Below are 16042 nucleotides of genomic sequence, written 5' to 3' on the forward strand. Positions count from 1 at the left end.
CTAAACCGGCACTCCCGGCGCATTCGTCAAGGTGTGTCGCCGGCGCGCCGCAGCGAAAGTCAGCGCGACGCCAGCCAGCGGTTGAGCAGGCCCTCCGGGACTTCCTCGGCGGTCAGGGCAAAGCTGCGGTGGTCCGCCCAGGCCCCGTTGATGTGGAGGTAACGGGGGCGGTACCCCTCATCCCGGAAGCCAAGTTTTTCCACCACCCGCAGGCTCGGGCCGTTCTCCGGCCGGATGTTGATTTCCATGCGGTGCAGGCCCAGCACCTGGAAGCAGTGGTCCGTGGCCATGGCAACCGCCGTCGGGGCGATCCCCCGGCCGGCGCGGTCCCTGTCCACCCAGTACCCGAGGGTCGCCATCATCGCCGAGCCCCACACGATCGACGAAACCGTCAGCTGCCCCACGAGGGGCGGCTGACGGCGGCGCGGGTCGGACTCGGTGATGATGAACGGCAGCGCGGTGTTCGCGCGGGCCTGCCTGTTCAGCGAGCGGACCATCTCATCGAAGGTGGGCAGGGTGCCGCCGGGCTCGGGGCTGCTGGCCTCCCACGGGGCCAGCCACTCCGCGTTGCGGCGCCTGACGTCGTTCCATTCCCGCCGGTCGCTGTGCCTGATCGGCCGCAGGACCAGGTCACCGCAGGTCAGCGTCACCGGCCAGATGGCCGACCCCCACACGGCGGCTTAGCTGTCCAGCTCTGCGGCGAACGAGGTGAGCCACTTGCGCAGGTCCGGGCCCAGGTCCTCGCTGGCGCAGGCCAGCTGCACGACGGCCTTCAGGTAGCTGAGCTTGTCTCCGGTGTCATACCGGCGTCCGCGGAAGACGACGCCGTAGACGCCGCTGCCTTCCCCCTCGGCTGCGGCCAGGGTCTGGAGCGCATCGGTCAGCTGGATTTCCCCGCCGCGGCCGGGCTCGGTTTCCTCGAGCACGTCGAATACGGAGTGGTGCAGCACGTACCGGCCGATCACGGCAAGGTTCGAAGGGGCTTCCTCCGGCGACGGCTTTTCCACCAGCTTGCGGACGCGGACGTAGTCTTCGCCCTCGACTTCCTCGATGTCGGCGCAGCCGTAGGCGCTGATCTGGGACGGTTCCACCTCGATCAACGCGATCACGGAACCGGACGTCTTGGCCTGCACATCAATCATGACGCTCAGGAGCTGGTCGCGATCGTCGATCAGGTCATCGCCGAGCAGGACTGCGAACGGCTCCTCGCCCACATGCTGCTTGGCCCGCAGCACCGCGTGGCCGAGCCCCTTCGGGTCGCCCTGGCGGACGTAGTGGATGTCACCCAGGTCGGTGGCGGCCTGCACGGCCTTCAGCTTGGCGGTGTCGCCCTTGTCCTCAAGGGTCGCTTCCAGCGACGGCACCCGGTCGAAGTGGTCCTCCAGCGCGCGCTTGCTGCGGCCCGTCACCATGAGGATGTCGGTCAGACCCACGCTGACGGCTTCCTGCACCACATACTGGATGGCCGGCTTGTCCACCACCGGAAGCATTTCCTTCGGCATGGCTTTGGTCGCCGGCAGGAACCGGGTGCCAAGCCCGGCGGCCGGAATCACGGCTTTGCGTACTTTATGCGCTGAGGTCATGGGAATAGGCTATCCGAGAAGCGCCGCTTTCCACGAAGTTGGCGGTGCCAATCCGGGCGCAGGAGCCCTTGTGGACTAAAGGAACAGCCATGCATCTGAAGGCCCGGGCACGCCCTCTCGCCCGCGCACGCCGGGCCGCCCTCTCGGCCGAAAACCGGGAGGCCTCGGCGCGCGGGCTGGCTGTGCAGGCCGCACAGTGGGCGGGCCGGCTTTCGGCCGCTTCCGCCTCGCCCGACGCCGCCATTGCCGCGTTCGCCTCCGGTCCCTTGGAGCCGCCCACCGACGCCCTGCTGGTCGCTTTGCATGCCGCCGGGCACCCGGTGCTGCTGCCGGTATGCGAACCGGGGTACGGGTTGAGCTGGGTGCACTGGCGCCCTGGAACCGAGCTGCGCCGCAGTCCGTTGGCGCCGGTGCTGGAACCCGTTGGCGCCCGCCACGGGCTGGACGTGATGGATACAGTCCTCGGCGTGCTCGTTCCGGCCCTTGCCGTGGATGTGCACGGCAACCGGCTTGGCCAGGGCGGAGGCTACTACGACCGCTTCCTTGGGGCACTCGCCGGGCTCGGCCGCCGTCCGGCCACAGCGGCGGTCGTATACGCGGAGGAAGTGCTGCCGGCGGGCAGCTTCGAGACCACCGTGCTGGACATGCCGGTGGACGGGTGGATCACCCCGTCGGGCTGGCAGGAAGCAGCACCGCAAAGGGTGTAGAATTAGCACTCAGGGCTAGAGAGTGCCAGCGCCCGCCGACACCGTTCCGGCCCTGTTGTGTGTTCTACGGGAGGAAACCAGGTGCCTACCTACGCATATGCCTGCAAGGACTGCGGCCACGCCTTCGACATCCAGCAGTCGTTCAGCGACAGTTCTTTGACGGTCTGCCCCGAGTGCGAGGGCACGTTGCGCAAGAAGTTCAACAGCGTCGGCGTCGTCTTCAAGGGTTCAGGCTTCTACCGCACCGACTCACGCGACGCCAAGGGTTCGAGCACGCTGGCGTCCAAGCCGGCAGCAAAGTCGGATGCGCCTGCAGCGGCTGCGGCCGCACCGGCAGCCTCCTCGACCGGCAGCAGCCCGGCCGCGTAAAGCTCCCTCCACAAACACCCGGCGGAGCACTCCGCCCACATAGCCCGACGACGGCGCGCGGCGCCGTGCACGGTAGCCCTAGCGTTGCGTCATGGTTTTCCCTTGGCGACGGCACCAGGCCGGGCTGCGGTCCTCTGCCGGCGGAATGAACGGTACCGGCGGGACCGCAGGTACCTTCGGTCAACCGCTGCGCAGGCGCCCCGCAGCGGTACGGTGGCTGCTCCGGCATCGCCGGCTGATAGCCGTCCTGCTGTTCTGCGCGGCCGCCGGCACCGCAGTCGATGCCCTTGTTCCGTCACCGCCCGCCCTTGAGCGCGTAGTGGTCGCCGCGCGCGATCTGGCACCCGGAACGGTTCTGGACCCGTCAGCCCTCATGCTCGGGCAGATGGCTACCGCCTCGCTGCCGGCATCCCATTTCTCTGCCACGTCCGCGCTCACGGGCAAACAGCTCGCCGGCCCGCTGCGCCGCGGGCAGATTCTCTCCGACACGGCCCTTGTCGGCCCCGGCCTGCTCACCGGTTCGCCGCCGGGGACGGTGGCGGTCCCGCTGCGCCTGGCGGACCCGGCGTCCGTGCCGCTGGTTCGCCCCGGGCAACGGGTCAACGTGATCCTCAGTTCAGCAGACGGGACCGGCGGCCCAGCCCGTTCGGAGGTCCTCGCCTCCAGCGTCGCCGTCCTCTGGACTTCCCCGCCGGGCCAGCAGAAATCAGCGTGGCCGAACTCGAGCGACGCCGACGGCCTCGTCGTCGTGGCCGCCTCCGAGGGCCAGTCGGTGCGACTCGCCGGGGCCCAGAGCCGCGGGAAGGTGGCGCTGGTCCTGGTGAGCGCCGCGGAACCCGGAAACGACCGATGAAACGGGCGTGCTCAGCCCCAGTGCGGGGGGCGTTGTTCCCGCAGCCACGCGTCGTGGCCCCGTTCATCCTCCCGGTCGCCCCAGGCCCGCGGGTCGTCCTTAGCGGCGAACTTCGGCAGCAGTCCCTCCTTCGACGCAGCGGTCGCGGACCGCGCCTCGTCCCGGTCGCTGTCGGTCTGCCGGTCCTGCTGATTCATCTCTGCTTGCTCCTGCGAGTCCTGTCCGTCAAAACCCTCGCCGGCCCCGTTGCGGACTGCCGCCGTGCCGGGCTCCTCCTCGCGGTGGCGGCCCTGGCCTGGCATTCCCGCGGGTGCCTCACCGGCCACCTCACCGGCTGCCTCGTCGGCCGGTTCCGCTGCTGCCTCCTCGGCACCAAAGTCGAAGGCGGCAGTGGGGGCGTCGAAGAAGCCCGCGTCCGCCGGCTCGGGCTGCCGCGGACGGCCCGCCGAGCCCTCGAGGCCCAGGTAGGCACCGATCCTGTCAGCACACGACGACGGGTCGGTGAACACCTCGATCGTCCACAGGGGCAGGTAGCGCCAGCCCATCCGCTCAAGCAGCTGCGGGCGCGCCTTGCTGCGTTCGCGCACGCTCATCATCCGGTACTTGGCCGTCCCGTCGGATTCGATGGCCACCGGCGTCGGGACCTCGGCGTCGTCCTTGCCGATGGTGAAGATGGGATCCGCAGCAGCCACCATATCCAGCGCGCCGTCATAGTGGTGCCAGACCCGGGCCCCGCGCACGCGGAGCCGCTCACCCAGGTCGGCGACCAAGGGATCTTCGCCGAGCAACTGCTCGCTGGCGGCGGCGCGCGAGGCGGGGCTTCCCAGCCGGGAGTGCCCTGCCAGCTCGCGGTCGAGGAGCTCATAGAACTCCTTGGCGCCGTTCGTCAGGCGTGCCTCATCGAGGTCGTCGGGCTGGAAGCAGGAGACGATGTACAGGAAGGACCTCGCCCGGGTCATCGCCAGCGCGAACCGCTGGCGCCCGCCCTCGGCCGACAGCGGCCCGAAGCTGTGCACGGCGCGGCCGTGCGGGGTGCGCCCGAATCCGAGCGAGAAAATGATCCGGTCCCGCACCATGCCGCCCGCCCGGTCGATGTCGACCACGCGGAAGGACTCGCTGCCCGGACGGAAGAAGTCGGCGAGCAGCGGGTGGTTGGGCATCTGCAGCCGGATCGCTTCGGCGACCCGCGCCGCGTGCCGGACGCTGGCGGTGATCACGGCCAGCGACTCAAGCGGGTGCACGCGGGCGTGCTCGAACACGAGGTCCACCACACGGTTCACCTCGGCCACGACGGATTCGACCGCTTCCTGCCCAGCGACCGGCAGTCCGGTCCCCTCCGCGAGGTGCTCGACAACCAGCGACCTGTCCAGCCCGGTGACTGCCGTGCCCTCCGGCAGCCGCTGCAGCGCGCCGCCGTAGTAGTTCTTGCTCAGCTGAAGCGTCAGATCCTCGTCGACGCTGCGGTAGCAGACCGAGAGGCGGCACTGCGGCAGCACCCTGGACAGGGCTGTGAAGGCGCTCTCGATCGGGTGGTGCTGTTCATCCCCGGCGGCCAGGCGTTCCACTCCGACCGTGAAGCTGCGCGGCACGCCGACCTGATCGTCCCCGAACGCGATGACCTGCCGGGCGCGGCCGATGGCGGGGAGAACGGACTGCAGGCTGGCGGCTCCGGCGTCAAGGATGACGACGGCGTCGAAGTGCTGCTCGGCGGGAAGGACGGAAGGCAGCATCAGCGGGCTGACAGTCCACACCGGGACGAGCAGGGGCGTCAGGTCGGGCGCCTGCGCACTCAGGGCGGCGAGGCTCACCCGGCCGTCCTTGAGCAGGTTGCGCAGCAGTTCGGCCTGCCGGCTCCGGTTCTCGATGCCTGTCCGCCAGCGGCTGGCCAGGCTCCAGCGCAGCCGCTGGGCGCCGCTGGCCACGTGGGCGTTGTCCGCCAGACGGTACTCGGCCTCCAGCTGGCGCAGGCTCTCGCCGTCGGACATGGCCAGATAGTCGTCACCGCTGATCATCGCCTCCAGCGCGGACTGCCACCAGGCAAGGTCCAGCTCGGCGGCAACCTCGTCAGCACCGACCTCGCGCTCGGCCAGGTCGTCCAGCAGTTCACCCAGGCCGTGCTCGCGCATGTTCTCGATCAGCAGCGTGCGCTCCGGCAGGGATTCGAGCGTCGCCCGGTCCGCGGCGAGCCGGCCCAGCCGCTCGATCAGGTCCTCGTAAGGGGCTCCGCGGAGTTCGCCTCCCCCGGCGGTGCGCTCCAGGCAGGCGCCGAGCTTGAGCAGGTCCTGTTCCAGTTCGCGGTGCTGCTGGCTCAGGTCGGCGAGTCCGGACGGAACCGCCGGATGGCGCTGGCTGACGGAGAACTCGGCCCACCGGCTGCGCTGCTCCTGCACCAGCCGCAGCGACTGGTGCAGGTCGGCGATGTGGACGCCGGGGCGCACGTACTCCTTGGCGACGCGGCGCAGCCGGGAGCGCTGCATGGACGCCATGTCCACCTGGTGTTCCCGCCGCCACGCCGAACTGGCCGTCGCGGAGATCAGGTCATCCACCGGCCGGTCGAAGATGTCGGGCGTGAACTTGTCCAGGCTTTCACGGACCGCGACCAGCAGGCGCAGCTGTTCGCCCCACTCCGCAAAGGACCGGCCGAGCCGGATCTCCGAGTGCTCGGACACCTCCGCCATCCGGTCGCGGAACAGCGGAAGCTTTTCCCGCAGGCGGGCAGCGAGGTCGTGCGCCTCCTCGGTTTCCTTGCGCGTGACCAGCCGGGCGCCGTGCCAGGCGCTCGTCGTCGAGGCCTTGGAGAAGCTGCCCAGCTCGGCCGCGCGCTGCAGCCGGCCGGCCAGCTCCTGGCGGTCCTTGATGCTGTCCAGCACGCTGCGCTTGAGCCGCACGGTCGTCGACGGCGCGGGGTGGATCGAGGTCAGCTCGGCGAGCGACTGCATGGCCTCATACGGCGAACAGCCCCAGCGCTGGCGCACGTTGTGCAGCGACGCGACGTGGTCCAGCAGCTGGTGCCGGTGCTGCACCAGGGTACGGTGCAGATTCTCCAGCTTCGGTTCGGCGGACTTTTCATTGCGCACGATCGCGCGCACCAGCAGGTTCTTGATCTGCTGCGGCCCCACCTGCCCGGTGGCCTGGAACAGCATGGACTCCAGGCCCAGCTGGTCGAACTGCTGCGCGAGCTCGTTCAGCGAACTGCGGCGCTCCCCCACCACAAGGACGCTGCGCCCCTCCTGCACCAGCGTCCCGATCGCGTTGACAGCGGTCTGCGTCTGGCCGGTCCCGGGAGGAGCCGAGACCACCACGGACTCGCCCGAACGGATGACGTCGAGCACGTACTGCTGGGGCGCGTCGGCGTCGAGCAGCAGGAACTCATCCGCGGGGTCGCGTTCGTCCACGGGGGTGAAGCGCTGCGGGTCCGGGGCTTCCGGCGCAGGCCTGCTCTCGCCGGAGGCGGCCGCCACCAGGTCGCTGATCACGGCGCTGTTGGTGTTGATCCAGGGATCCTCAAGGTTGCCGGCGATGTCCGCGTAGGTCGAGACCAGCAGGTTGTGCTCAATGGTCGCGCTGGCAATTGGTGCGGTGAGCGCCCGCAGCCGCTCCAGCACGGGTGCCGGGTCGAACCGGGCGGTGCTGTAGGCAAGGCGCACGACGGCGTTGACGTCGAAAACGATCCGGTGGACGGCCTTCAGATGCCGCTCCAGCGCCGGGTTGAACCGGGCTTGCTCCGTCAGCTGCAGCTCGAAGTCGTCCTGGCCGGGCCGCGATGTCAGCGTCAGTGCGCTGAGCATGACCGGACCGGTGATGCGGCGCGGCTTGTTGCGCACGACGGCGGTCCAGGTCGCCGTCCCGGCGGACAGGTAGCCGGCGTCGATGCCGCGGTCCGAGCCCAGCTCGAAGATTTTGGCGCGCAGCGCGCGAGCCGCCCGCAGCGCGACGGCGTACTGCCCGGGGTCGCGGATCAGCGTGGACAGCCTGGTCCGCCGGCCCGTCAGCAGCTGGGCCAGTCCCGACGGGTGGGCATGCGTCAGGTCGATGCTGCCCTCGGGCGTCTTGGTGAAGTGCAGCAGGGTATCCGGGCCGGAGAACGCAGGAAGGCCCGAGAGCCATGTCTGCAGCTCCGGGGAGCTGTCATCCTGGCTGTCGATTGGTGACACTTCTGCCTTCTTCTCTGCGCTCGCTCGCGACGATCTTGACCATACCGGCATATCTTTGAAGCTATCGGACTGCATGCCCGCTGGAGGGCACGCAACACTGACAAGGCCCAAATTCGGCAGATTTCCCTGCCTCCTTCGGGCCTTGCCCGGCACCCGGGGTGCCGCTTACTCCCACTCGATGGTTCCCGGCGGCTTGCTGGTCACATCAAGCACAACGCGGTTGACGCCGTCGACCTCGTTGGTGATCCTGTTGGAAATCCTGGCCAGCAGGTCGTAGGGCAGGCGCGACCAGTCGGCGGTCATGGCGTCCTCGCTGGACACCGGCCGCAGCACGATCGGGTGCCCGTAGGTGCGGCCGTCGCCCTGGACGCCGACGCTGCGCACGTCCGCGAGCAGTACGACCGGCATCTGCCAGACCTCCTCGTCCAGGCCGGCGGCGGTCAGCTCAGCGCGGGCGATGGCGTCGGCCTTGCGCAGCAGCTCGAGCCGCTCGTGGTCCACGGCGCCGATGATCCGGATGCCCAGTCCCGGCCCGGGGAAGGGCTGCCGCAGCACGATTTCCGGGGGCAGTCCGAGTTCGGCACCGACGGCACGCACCTCGTCCTTGAAGAGGGTGCGCAGCGGTTCGACCAGTTCGAACTGCAGGTCCTCCGGCAGGCCGCCCACGTTGTGGTGGCTCTTGATGTTCGCCGCGCCCTCGCCGCCGCCGGACTCGACGACGTCCGGGTACAGCGTGCCCTGCACGAGGAACCGGATTTGCTCACCGTGGGCGCCGGCTTCGGCAACCAGCGCGCGCTCGGCTTCCTCGAAGGCGCGGATGAATTCGCGGCCAATGATCTTGCGCTTGGTTTCCGGGTCGGTGACGCCGGCGAGGGCGCCCAGGAACCGCTCGGTTTCCTTGGCGACGTAGAGGTTGACGCCGGTGGCGGCCACGAAGTCGCGCTCCACCTGCTCGGCCTCGCCCTCGCGCAGCAGTCCGTGGTCGACGAACACGCAGGTCAGCTGGTCTCCCACGGCCCGCTGGACGAGCGCGGCGGCGACGGCGGAGTCCACGCCGCCGGAGAGGCCGCAGATCACCCGTGCGTCGCCGACCTGGGCGCGGATCCGCTCGACCTGCTCCTCGATGACGTTGCCGGTGGTCCAGTTGGGCTCAAGGCCCGCTCCTTCGAAGAGGAAGTTTTCCAGCACCTTCTGGCCGTAGGCCGAGTGCTTGACTTCCGGGTGCCACTGCACGCCGTAGAGCCTGCGGGATTCGTCGGCGAAAGCGGCGACCGGGGCGCCGGCGGTGCTGGCCAGCACTTCGAAGCCCTCGGGCGCCTTGTGCACGCTGTCCCCGTGGCTCATCCAGGTGGTCTGCAGCGTCGGCAGGCCGGCCAGGATGGAGCGGGAAACCCCGCTGATGGTCGCGTCCGTGGCGCCGTATTCGCGCAGCCCGGTGCGGGCGACGTCGCCGCCCAGCGCGGCAGCCATGGCCTGGAAACCGTAGCAGATGCCGAACACGGGAATGCCTGCCTGGAACAGGTCGGGGCTGACGAAGGGCGCACCCTCGGCGTAGACGCTGGCGGGGCCGCCGGAGAGGATGATCGCTGCCGGGTTTTTGGCCAGCAGCTGCTCGGTGGTGAAGGTGTGCGGGACGATCTCGGAGTAGACGTTGGCCTCGCGCACGCGCCGGGCGATGAGCTGAGCGTACTGGGCGCCGTAGTCGACGACGAGAACAGGTCGGTGGGAGGTCTGCGGCGGAGCGGGAGTAGTCACCGTCCGATTCTACTTTCCCGCCCCGCCGCCCCGCACATCGTCGCGCCTGCGCCCGGGCGGCCCGGACCTCTCAGCCGTCCAGCGGTCAGTAGCGCTTTGAGGCCTGCGGGTGCGAGGCGAGCTCCGCCTCGACCTCGCGGTGGAAGCGCTTCTCCACGAAGAAGGAAAGGAAGGGCACCACACCGCCGAGCGCGATCAGGATGAATTTCGTGAACGGCCACCGCATCAGGGACCACAGCCGGAAGTCCGAGACCAGGTAGACCACGTACATCCAGCCATGCACGATGAGCACAGCGAGGGAGAGATTGATCCCGCCGGTCACCGCGAGGGTCGGGTCGGAGGCGACGAAGCCAAAGCCGTGGGCGTTGCCGGCGGCGTCCGTGCCGCCCGCAACCAGGGACAGCCCGGCACCGTAGCGCAGCACCATCTCCACGCACAGGAGCAGAAGCATGATGCCGGTGGCGTACGCCATCACCTTGTAGAAACCGAGCGCGGAGCGGATCTGGGCCTCGGTGCCGCCGAAGCGGCGCTTCTTCTGTCCAGTCTTCTTGCCTGCGGTACCGGGGGCGGCCGGAGTGCGTTCGGTCATGCGTTACCTCGTTCGTTGGTGGTGGCGTAGGCGCCGTCGTCGTCTTCCTCGTCCTCTTCGAGGCTGCGCCGGTAGTCGTCGGCCACCAGGCGCCACCAGAGGAAGACGGCGAAGCCCGCGAAGACGACCCATTCGACGGCATAGAAGATATTCAGCCAGTTAACAGTGGTTTCCTGTGGCTGGGCTGAGACAGTGATGGGTTGCAGCGGCCCTCCTGCCGCTGCGCCGACCTCACCCGTTCCGGCTTTCTCGCTGAAGGAGGTCACGAAGCCCGGGTAGAGCGTCAGGTTCCAGACGTTGGTGAGTTCCGCCACGGAGAGGGCGCTGACCTGTCCGGCGGGCAGGTCCTGGGCCGCGACCGGCGCTTCCGAGGGAATCAGCCGTCCAGTCAGGGTGAGGGTGCCTTGGGGAGCTGCGGGGCTGGAGGGCTGTTCCACCCAGCCGCGGGCAACCGGGATCGCCGTCACAGGGGTTGCCGCGGCACCCCGAAGCACCGGCGCTCCGTCTACGATGAACGCCGTGACCACCCAGTAGCCGGTGCGGCCGGCCTGCAGCCTGTCCTTGACCAGCACCTGCCGGGAGGCATCGAAGTGGCCGCGCGCGGTGACAATCTGGTCCGCCGCGGAGCCGCGGAAGCCCTCCCCTGGGGTGAGGACCTGGGTCAGCGGTTTGGCGGTTTCGACGGCGGCAGGCTCGGCCGGAGCTGTCTGCTGCGAGCGCGAGAACTGCCACTGGCTGAGCAGCACGAAGACGCCGGACACCGCCAGGGCCAGCACGAGGGCGGCGATCCAGCGCGGTTTCAGGGCGGTCTTGAGCACGGGTTAACGGTACTTCTAACTGTTGTAGAACTCCCAATGCGGGAGCCCGGTCAGTGGTCGAAGAACACCAGGCTGGAGTTGATCAGCTCAGCGATGACCTCCGGGTCGTGCGCCCGGCGCAGCGACTCGCGGAAGTTCTCCTTGAACAGCGAACGCGCGAGCGTCGCCAGTACTTCGAGGTGCTCCGAGTAGGAGCTTGCCGGGGTGGCGATCAGCAGAATGAGCGTGGCCGGGCCGTCCACCGCCCCGAAATCCAGGCTGTGGCCGTACTTCGTCACGCCGACGGCGATGCTGGTCTGGCTGACGTACTCGCTGCGGGCGTGGGGCATGCCGACGCCGCCGGGCAGGCCTGTCGCCATCTGGTGTTCGCGCGCGTTCACCAGCTCGGTGAACGCCTCCAGGTTGGAGATCCTGCCGGCCTGGTAGAGCTTGGCCGCGAGCTGCGCGGCAGCGTCTTCCTTGTCCTTGGCCTCCATCTCCAGGATGACCATCTCCGGGGTCGTCAGCTCCGCGTCGTACCGGGCGAGCGAGAGGTCTGTCACGGAGGTCCTTTCGGCAGTGGTGTCCTGGTCGGAGCGGCTCAGCGCAGCGGGACGATGTCCTCCACTCCCAGCCGTGCGCTGTCGGCGGAGGCGTCATCGGGCTGTTCCTGGCTGAGGCGTTCGGCCTCAACCCTGCCCCGGTAGTGGGAAACCTCGTTTTCCCGCTGCTCGTCGCTCCAGCCGAGAATGTCTCCCATAAGTTTAGCGACCACCGGTGCCGCGGACACACCCCGGTCCCACGCCTCGATCGAGATGCGGGTCCGGCGGGTGAGCACGTCCTCGACGTGCCGTGCTCCTTCGTGCGTGACGGCGTACACCACTTCGGCGCCGAGGTAGTCGTCCGCCCCGGGCAGCGGCTCGGCCAGCTCAGGCTGTTCGCGGACCAGCGACAGCACCTCGTCGGCCAGCGAGCCGTACCGGCCGAGCAGGTGTTCGACCCGTGCCACGTGCACGCCCGCTTCCTCGGCCGTGCGGTGCCGCCGGTTCCAGGCGGCCTTGTACCCGTCGGCGCCGAGCAGCGGAATGGTGTCGGTGCAGCTGGGGGCGACCCGTTCGTCCATGGTCCGCACGGCCTCGTCGACGGCGTCCTTCGCCATCACCCGGTAGGTGGTGTACTTGCCGCCGGCGACGACGACCAAGCCGGGCACCGGGTGGGCGACGACGTGTTCCCGGGAAAGCTTGGCGGTCGAGTCGTTCTCACCGGCAAGCAGCGGACGCAGCCCCGCGTAGACGCCTTCGACGTCCTCGCGGGTGAGCGGGCGCTTGAGCACCTTGTTCACGTGGTCAAGGACGTAGTCGATGTCCTTCGCGGTCGCCGCCGGGTGCGCCTTGTCCAGTTTCCAGTCCGTGTCGGTGGTGCCGATAATCCAGTGCCGGCCCCAGGGGATCACGAAGAGGACCGATTTCTCGGTCCGCAGGATCAGGCCCACGGTGGACTGGAACCGGTCGCGGGGCACAACCAGGTGGATGCCCTTGGAGGCGCGGACCTTCAGCTGCCCGCGGTCCGTGACCATCGCCTGGGTCTCATCCGTCCACACGCCGGTTGCGTTGACCACCTGCTTGGCGCGGATGTCGAACTCGGACCCGTCTTCCAGGTTCCGGACCCGGGCGCCGACGACGCGCTCGCCTTCGCGCAGGAAGTCCACCACCCGCACCCGGTTCGCGGCGTGTGCGCCGTAGTGGGCGGCCGTGCGCACGACGTCGACGACCAGCCGCGCGTCGTCCACCTGCGCGTCGTAGTAGCGGATCGCCCCGATCATCGCGTCGTCCTTGAGGCTGGGCGCCGCCCGGAGGGTGCCGCGCCGGAAGAGGTGCTTGTGCGCGGGCACTCCCCTGCTGTGCCCGGAGCTGATGCCAAGCACGTCGTAGAGCAGGATGCCGGCGCCGACGTAGAAGCGTTCCCAGAAACGGTGCGTGAGCGGGTACAGGAACGGGACCGGCCGGACCAGATGCGGGGCAATCGTCTGGATCAGCAGGCCGCGCTCGTGCAGGGCCTCCTGGACGAGCGCGAAGTCGAGCATTTCGAGGTAGCGCAGGCCGCCGTGGATCAGCTTGGACGAGCGCGACGAGGTGCCCGAAGCCCAGTCGCGGGCCTCGACGATCCCCACGCGCAGCCCGCGGGTGACGGCGTCGAGCGCGGATCCGGCGCCGACGACGCCGCCGCCAACGATCAGAATGTCCAGTTCCTGCCCGGGCTGGCTCGTGGCCGCCAGGGCTTCGAGAGCGGTCTGCCTGCTCTCCGGGCTCAAGGCCTTGCTGGTCGTTCCTGCGGTGGACATCGTTGACCTCCCGTAACGCCGGACAAATGTCCCTTAACGATACGTCGCGATGTCCAGTAGGTCAGCGAGAAGTTCGGGACTCGTAGGGCGAGACCACGACTTCCACCCGCTGGAACTCCTTCAGGTCCGAGTACCCGGTGGTGGCCATCGACCGGCGGAGCGCTCCGACCAGGTTGGAGGTGCCGTTGGTGTGCTGGGACGGGCCGAAGAGGACCTCCTCGAGCGGGCCGACAGTGTCCAGCCGGACCCTGTCACCACGCGGCAGTTCGAGGTGGTGGGCTTCCGGCCCCCAGTGCCAGCCGCGGCCGGGCGCCTCCTCGGCCCGGGCGAGCGCCGAGCCGAGCATGACGGCGTCGGCGCCCATGGCGATGGCCTTGATGATGTCGCCGCTGGTGCCCATGCCGCCGTCGGCGATGACGTGCACGTAGCGGCCGCCGGACTCGTCCATGTAGTCCCGGCGCGCGGTGGCGACGTCGGAAATGGCGCTGGCCATCGGCGAGTGGATGCCCAGGGCGCGGCGCGTGGTCGTGGTGGCGCCGCCGCCGAAGCCGACCAGCACGCCCGCCGCACCGGTGCGCATCAGGTGCAGGGCGGGGGTGTAACCGGCCGCGCCGCCAACGATCACGGGCACGTCGAGTTCGTAGATGAACTGCTTGAGGTTCAGCGGTTCCTCGGTCTTGGAGACGTGCTCCGCCGAGACCGTGGTGCCGCGAATCACGAAGATGTCCACGCCGGCGTCGACAACGGTCTTGTAGAACTGCTGGGTGCGCTGCGGCGTGAGCGCTCCGGCGACGGTGACGCCTGAGGCGCGGATTTCGGCCAGCCGGGACGTGATCAGCTCCGCCTGCACGGGGGCTTCATAGAGCTCCTGGAGGCGCCGGGTGACGGCGGGGCTGGTGCCCTCCTGGTTCAGGGCGGCGATTTCCGCGAGCACCGGCTCCGGGTCCTCGTAGCGGGTCCACAGACCCTCGAGGTCCAGCACGCCAAGGCCGCCGAGCTTGCCGAGCGTGATGGCCGTGGCCGGGGACATGACCGAGTCCATCGGAGCGGCGATGACAGGGATTTCGAACTGGTAGGCGTCGATCTGCCAGGAGACGGACACGTCCCGCGGATCGCGGGTGCGCCGCGAGGGAACCACCGCAATGTCGTCCAGGGAGTAGGCTCGACGCCCACGCTTGCCACGGCCAATCTCAATCTCGTTCACCGCACTAGGTTATCCCAGATGCAACAACGCCCCGGGAGGCGATTACCTACCCGGGGCGCTGCGCAGGCCCGGCCGGACCCGCCTGCAGGCTTAGCGTGCGCCGTAGTTCGGCGCCTCGACGGTCATCTGGATGTCGTGCGGGTGCGACTCCTTCAGACCTGCAGGGGTGATGCGGACGAACTTGCCTTTGGCCTTGAGCTCGGCGACGCTGCGAGCGCCGGTGTAGAACATGGTCTGGCGCAGGCCGCCGACCAGCTGATAGGCCACCGAGGACAGCGGCCCGCGGTAGGCCACCCGGCCCTCGATGCCTTCGGGCACCAGCTTGTCGTCGCTGGGCACGTCGGCCTGGAAGTAGCGGTCCTTGGAATAGGAGGTGTTCTGGCCGCGGGACTGCATCGCCCCGAGCGAACCCATGCCGCGGTACGTCTTGAACTGCTTGCCGTTGACGAAGATCAGCTCGCCGGGCGCTTCCTCCGAGCCGGCCAGCAGGGACCCGAGCATCACGGTGTCGGCACCGGCGACGAGCGCCTTGCCGATGTCGCCCGAGTACTGGAGGCCGCCGTCGGCGATCACCGGGACGCCGGCCGGGATGGCAGCCTTGGCGGATTCGTAGATCGCGGTGATCTGCGGCACGCCGACGCCGGCGACGACGCGGGTGGTGCAGATGGAGCCGGGGCCGACCCCGACCTTGATGCCGTCGGCTCCGGCGTCGATCAGGGCCTGCGCTCCCTCGCGGGTCGCGGCCTGGCCGCCGATGATGTCCACATGCGCGGCGGCGGCTTCCTTCTTCAGGCGCTTGATCATTTCCAGCACGCCGGCGCTGTGCCCGTTGGCCGTGTCCACGAACAGTGCGTCGACTCCGGCGTCCACGAGCTTCATCGCGCGCTCCCAGCCGTCGCCGAAGAACCCGATTGCGGCGCCGACCCGCAGCCGGCCCTCCTCGTCCTTGGTGGCCAGCGGGTACTGCTCGGCCTTGGTGAAGTCCTTGACGGTGATCAGGCCGCGCAGGAACCCGTCCTCGTCCACGAGGGGCAGCTTCTCGATCCGGTTCCGGCCCAGCAGGTCGCTGGCTTCCTCGCGGCTGATCCCGACGCGGCCGGTGACCAGGGGCATCCGGGTCATGACGTCGCGCACCAGCTTGGTGGGGAACTCCGACTCCGGTACGAAGCGCGTGTCGCGGTTGGTGACGATGCCCATCAGGCGTCCCTCGCCGTCGACGACGGGCAGGCCGGAGACGCGGTAGTGGCCGCAGATGACGTCGAGCTCGGCCAGGGTGGCGTCCGGGCCGATGGTGAGCGGGTTCGTGATCATCCCGGACTCGCTGCGCTTGACGCGGTCCACCTGCTCGGCCTGGTCGTCGATCGAGAGGTTGCGGTGCACCACTCCGAGGCCGCCCTGGCGGGCCATCGCGATCGCCATGCGCGCCTCGGTCACGGTGTCCATCGCGGCAGAGAGCAGCGGGGTCTGCACAGTGATCCGCTTCGAGATCCGGGAGCTCGTGTCCGCTTCGGACGGGATGACATCGGTGTGGCCCGGCAAGAGCAGCACGTCGTCGTAGGTCAGGCCGACAAAGGCAAACGGATCGTGTTCTGCGGGCAGCTGTGTCACTGGCGCGCCTCTTTCAGGATCTCTGGGGCTTCAGCGGGAGGGCAGGCGGTACGCCGTCCGGCGCTCGAGGGGGTGGTTACAT

The 16042-nt window shown here is 69.2% G+C and carries 13 protein-coding genes; 3 read left to right on the forward strand and 10 right to left on the reverse strand.

The window, feature by feature from the left end; genetic code table 11:
- Positions 1-59: 59 nt before the first annotated feature.
- Positions 60-674, reverse strand: a complete 615-nt coding sequence (locus tag KIH31_RS00160) for a GNAT family N-acetyltransferase (RefSeq protein ID WP_214425057.1) — start codon at positions 672-674, stop codon at positions 60-62.
- A gap of 6 nt (positions 675-680) precedes the next feature.
- Positions 681-1583, reverse strand: coding sequence for a UTP--glucose-1-phosphate uridylyltransferase GalU (gene galU, locus KIH31_RS00165; protein ID WP_214425058.1), 903 nt, complete (start codon positions 1581-1583; stop codon positions 681-683).
- Positions 1584-1672: 89 nt separating this feature from the next.
- On the opposite strand from galU, the gene KIH31_RS00170 reads away from it, so the two are divergent.
- The 3 genes from KIH31_RS00170 (at position 1673) to cpaB (ending at position 3512) form a co-directional block, all read left to right on the forward strand.
- A complete protein-coding gene (locus KIH31_RS00170; protein ID WP_214425059.1) occupies positions 1673-2290 on the forward strand; it encodes a 5-formyltetrahydrofolate cyclo-ligase in 618 nt (205 codons plus the stop codon).
- Between the two features lie 81 nt (positions 2291-2371).
- Entirely contained in the window at positions 2372-2659 is a 288-nt protein-coding gene (locus tag KIH31_RS00175) for an FmdB family zinc ribbon protein (RefSeq protein ID WP_214425060.1), read from the forward strand.
- Between the two features lie 91 nt (positions 2660-2750).
- Positions 2751-3512 (forward strand): Flp pilus assembly protein CpaB, encoded by a 762-nt coding sequence (gene cpaB / locus KIH31_RS00180; protein WP_250545322.1) that lies wholly within the window; start codon positions 2751-2753, stop codon positions 3510-3512.
- A gap of 11 nt (positions 3513-3523) precedes the next feature.
- Here the strand turns inward: cpaB and KIH31_RS00185 are convergent, their stop codons facing one another.
- The 8 genes from KIH31_RS00185 to guaB form a co-directional block, all read right to left on the reverse strand.
- Positions 3524-7717, reverse strand: coding sequence for an AAA family ATPase (locus KIH31_RS00185; RefSeq protein WP_214425061.1), 4194 nt, complete (start codon positions 7715-7717; stop codon positions 3524-3526).
- Positions 7718-7831: 114 nt separating this feature from the next.
- A complete protein-coding gene (gene guaA, locus KIH31_RS00190; RefSeq protein WP_214425062.1) occupies positions 7832-9421 on the reverse strand; it encodes a glutamine-hydrolyzing GMP synthase in 1590 nt (529 codons plus the stop codon).
- 85 nt (positions 9422-9506) lie between these two features.
- Positions 9507-10010 carry a DUF3817 domain-containing protein gene (locus KIH31_RS00195; protein WP_214425063.1) on the reverse strand — a complete coding sequence of 168 codons (504 nt, stop codon included), beginning with the start codon at positions 10008-10010 and terminating at the stop codon, positions 9507-9509.
- On the reverse strand, positions 10007-10828 hold the full coding sequence (locus KIH31_RS00200; RefSeq protein WP_214425064.1) for an SURF1 family protein: 822 nt from the start codon (positions 10826-10828) through the stop codon (positions 10007-10009). Before KIH31_RS00200 ends, KIH31_RS00195 begins: the two co-directional genes overlap by 4 nt.
- A gap of 50 nt (positions 10829-10878) precedes the next feature.
- Positions 10879-11370 (reverse strand): PTS sugar transporter subunit IIA, encoded by a 492-nt coding sequence (locus tag KIH31_RS00205; RefSeq protein WP_307857481.1) that lies wholly within the window; start codon positions 11368-11370, stop codon positions 10879-10881.
- Positions 11371-11408: 38 nt separating this feature from the next.
- On the reverse strand, positions 11409-13148 hold the full coding sequence (locus KIH31_RS00210; RefSeq protein ID WP_214425065.1) for a glycerol-3-phosphate dehydrogenase/oxidase: 1740 nt from the start codon (positions 13146-13148) through the stop codon (positions 11409-11411).
- A gap of 61 nt (positions 13149-13209) precedes the next feature.
- Entirely contained in the window at positions 13210-14352 is a 1143-nt protein-coding gene (locus KIH31_RS00215; protein ID WP_214425066.1) for a GuaB3 family IMP dehydrogenase-related protein, read from the reverse strand.
- A 90-nt stretch (positions 14353-14442) separates the two neighbouring features.
- Positions 14443-15960, reverse strand: a complete 1518-nt coding sequence (gene guaB / locus KIH31_RS00220) for an IMP dehydrogenase (RefSeq protein WP_214425067.1) — start codon at positions 15958-15960, stop codon at positions 14443-14445.
- Between the last annotated feature and the right edge of the window lie 82 nt (positions 15961-16042).

The organism is Paenarthrobacter sp. DKR-5 (assembly GCF_018531425.1).
In the GTDB taxonomy this organism is placed as follows: domain Bacteria; phylum Actinomycetota; class Actinomycetes; order Actinomycetales; family Micrococcaceae; genus DKR-5.